Below are 3,923 nucleotides of genomic sequence, written 5' to 3'. Positions count from 1 at the left end.
GATACTTATGAAAAAGTAATATTGACGATTTGTGGATTGGTGAGGTTACGAATTGATTCTCTAGTTTTACCAAATTTATGATATGTGTTAAAAGTATGCAGATGATGAAATAACCATCGGCATTTTTCCGGGCTATACTAACAGTAACTATCTCTAGCCCTGATGATTACGTCAAGTCTGGCTGAAATGAGAACATCCTCAAAGCCCGACACAGACTGCCTTTTTAATTTTCGGACAGGTCTAATGACCTCCCCTTGAGATACATAATACAAACATTTGTATCTAATAAATAAACTAAAGAATTTTTATTCATTAAACACCCCAACTAAATCATCATCCCTATCTTCATAAATCCCTTGTTCATCAATATTAAAATCAATATCCGCACAAGCACCAGATAAATTGAGGATTCCTTTAGTATGCAGCATATTCTTTTGTTTTAAAAATTCCTGTAATTCAGCCTCAGAGAAAAAATTAAGCATCTCCTTCATTTCCTGAAAATCAATTAAACCTTCCCGCAAAGCATCTAAGACAAGATTGGCAACGATTTTTTGTGGTAAATTACCCCATTCATTTTGAATCTTGTCTGTTAAATTATCTGGTAAATCTATGGTGATTTGCATAATTATAAAATCTCCCTAATCTATTTTTTATTTTACCTGAACAAATACCCTACTTCTTTTTTATTCTTAATCCTGTTCCTGTGCCAAAGTCAAAACTTGTACATAAAGTCTGTCAGAAATTCTCATTCCCTGTGCTTGCATCTCATCTAAAACACCCTGAATACTAGCCAACAAACCCCGACGCTTTGCTAATAATAATACCCCTACAGTACCAATTAAAGGCAACTTGCGAGCTATAGCAACTTTCCGTGCTGCTTTTTCATCTATTAACAACTGAGAAGCTCCTATTTCCTCCGCTAAAGCAATGGCTTCTGACTCCCCTAAATCTAATTTCAACGACTCTTGTAAGCTGTTACACAGCTAAATTGTATAATCCTAATATTCTGAACTCTTGTTTAACAGGCAAGATGCCTGTTCCACTTATACACATTAAATGCACAACAGCTTATCAGAAACGATTATCATTTAATAATTATGTTGATTTAAAACTAATTCTGCTTGTTCTACTTCTTGACGTAATTCATCCAAGGTTTGAGAATCATCAAAAAGAGAAATACCCCATTTTTTCATCATTTCTATGACTTCTAAACCAGAAATGCCAAGAATTTTACCAGCCCTACCACTGGTAATTTCTCCTACTTCTAATAATGTCATTACATAACCTTCCTTGGCTTTTTGTAAAGCCTTTTGTCTGACTGCTTCTGAAAGCTGCATACTTTCTAATTGCTCATCTAAAATCACTAATGCCATTACTAAAATCTCCCCAATCTATCTTTTAATTTTACAGCATATTCCCAAAAACAAGATGAAAACTTTTATTGACAATCTTCCATCATACCCTTAATTCTGTTAGTATAACCTATACCACTTCCCCTAACATCGCCATAATATCCGTTTCCAAAGATTTAATATCATCCTCAATTGCATCTAAATTTCTGGGTGGTTGATATACATAAAAATGGCGATTTAAAGGAATTTCATAACCTACCTTAGTTTTATCAAAATCAATCCAAGCATCTGGAACATGGGGTAAAACTTCTTTTTCTAAATATTCTTGACAGTGGTTTTCTACTAACTTAATCAATTCATTGACACTCGCTTTGTCTCCATATTCCAAGGGTAAAGGTAAAGGAATATCATCTGGTAAAGGAACAATTTCTGTATCACGTAAATTACTATCAGGTTCAGGATTTCCTTTAGCATCTGTACAAATTTCTGCTTCTGGATCTGTTTCTCCCAATGCTGCTAAAATTGCTTTTTTTACAGGTGCTTTTAAATTTAATCCTGCCTTTTTTAACACCTTATTTAAGTCAGTTTCAAACTCTGTACGGGATAAATACAGTTTATCAGCTTGCATATTTTGTAAAGCATCAATAATCTGTGATTGGAGATTTTTACCCTCTAATATTTCTAACTGTTGTACTTTTTCATCTTTGCGCTTTTTAGTAGTAGCTAAATTTTGAAACGCTGTTTGTTCCCATAATCTCCCTAAACGTTCCTCACTCACCAGAAAATTTAATCTTAATGGACGTTCCACAGTAATCTTTAAAAAGCCAAATTCCCGATTATCAAAAATCTTAGAACATACTCGCTGTTCTATTTGTCCATCTGTTTCTACTTCACTAATACCATTGTGGTGAAAATCTCCATATAATCGCACCAGTTCGGTAATATGTGCGGGGGATAATTCATTGCGCTTATTACCAAGACTTTTTTTCATTTTCTGGTAATGTTTTGTACCATCAATAAGCTGTAATTTACCTTTTCTATGATCCGCTTTTTTATTAGTAACTAACCAAATATAAGTGAAAATTCCGGTGTTATAAAACATCTGGTCAGGTAATGCAACCACCGCTTCTAACCAGTCATTTTCAATGATCCACCTTCTAATATTACTTTCACCACTTCCCGCATCTCCTGTAAATAAAGGTGAACCATTAAAAACAATGGCAATTCTTGAACCGTCTCCTCCTTCCTCTGGTGGTTTGTGCATTTTTGATATCTTATGTTGGAGGAACAACAATGAACCATCATTAATGCGTGGTAAACCTGCGCCAAATCTGCCATTAAATCCTAAGCTTTCATATTCATCTTTAACAAAATCTTCCTCTGGTTTCCATTCTACTCCAAAGGGAGGATTGGCAAACATATAATGAAATTTTTTATCAGGGTGTCCGTCATGGGGTAAGAAGTTATTACTTTTAGCTTTGGCGTTTTTTACTCCCAAGGTGTCACCATAAATGATATTATCAATGGGTTCATCTTTAATCAGTAAATCTGCACAACAAATAGCATAGGATTCGGGGTTATATTCTTGCCCAAATAATCCTAAGTTAGCTTGGGGATTCTGATTTTTAATATGTTCTTCTGCTACTGATAACATTCCCCCTGTTCCGGCTGTAGGATCATAAATAGAACGATAAATACCTTGTTTAAAGACATCTTGTTCATCACAGAAAACCAGATTTACCATCAAGCGAATTACTTCACGGGGTGTAAAGTGGTCTCCCGCTTCTTCGTTTGCTTGTTCATTAAATTTTCTCACCAATTCTTCAAATAAATAACCCATTTGTAGGTTAGAAAGTTTCTCTGGTGATACATCTATTTCTGGTTTACAAAGTTCTTTAATCACTAAATACAAGCGATTACTTTCATCGAGTTTTTCTATTTCCGCATCAAAATCAAATTTTTCAAATATATCTCGCGCCCTGGGGGAAAAACCATTGATATAATTGCGTAAGTTACTGGTAATACCATCTGGGTCACTCAATAAACTTACATATTGGGGAATATAGTTAGGTTCTGTGGATGAGGTGTCAGATTTATTAAATGTGAACTTACTGAGATTGTATAAAGGTTGAGTTCTATCTGTACCTGTGGCAACTTTGGCGATCGCTTTTTCTAATGCGTCTCCTTTTATCTCCATCCCCTCATATTTTACTTGGGCTTCTAGTACAGCTTTCTTAGTTGGTTCTAATACCGCATCTAATCGCCGCAACACTATCAAAGGTAACATCACCCGCCGATATTGGGGAGGGCGATAAGGTCCCCGGAGTTTGTCGGCTATACTCCAAATCAAACCGACTAACTCTTGATGATTTGTATTTCCTGTATTTGTCACTATAGTAATTTTTAGTAATTGAGTAATTGAGTAATTGAGTAATTGAGTAATTGAGCAAGTCCTAAGTTGACAATTTCATAGACAAAACTATACTTATATTGACAAAAATCAATATATTTTTAGGAAAAAATCAACTACTTGATATATAATACAGTGATATCAAGTATTGAATTGAGACT

The 3,923-nt window shown here is 34.6% G+C and carries 4 protein-coding genes; all 4 read right to left on the bottom strand.

What is annotated here, in order from left to right:
• Nucleotides 1–305 precede the first annotated feature (305 nt).
• On the bottom strand, nt 306–623 hold the full coding sequence (locus FFR48_RS26125; protein ID WP_137669367.1) for a UPF0175 family protein: 318 nt from the start codon (nt 621–623) through the stop codon (nt 306–308).
• A 66-nt stretch (nt 624–689) separates the two neighbouring features.
• Nucleotides 690–983, bottom strand: a complete 294-nt coding sequence (locus FFR48_RS26120) for a PIN domain-containing protein (protein WP_503827318.1) — start codon at nt 981–983, stop codon at nt 690–692.
• A 105-nt stretch (nt 984–1,088) separates the two neighbouring features.
• Nucleotides 1,089–1,373: a UPF0175 family protein gene (locus tag FFR48_RS26115; RefSeq protein WP_137669366.1), complete on the bottom strand. Its 285-nt coding sequence runs from the start codon at nt 1,371–1,373 to the stop codon at nt 1,089–1,091.
• A gap of 109 nt (nt 1,374–1,482) precedes the next feature.
• Entirely contained in the window at nt 1,483–3,744 is a 2,262-nt protein-coding gene (locus FFR48_RS26110) for a type I restriction-modification system subunit M (protein WP_236104195.1), read from the bottom strand.
• Nucleotides 3,745–3,923 lie beyond the last annotated feature (179 nt).

This window comes from Sphaerospermopsis reniformis (genome assembly GCF_005402885.1).
Lineage (GTDB): Bacteria > Cyanobacteriota > Cyanobacteriia > Cyanobacteriales > Nostocaceae > Sphaerospermopsis > Sphaerospermopsis kisseleviana.
This window is presented reverse-complemented; position numbering and strand designations above follow the sequence as displayed.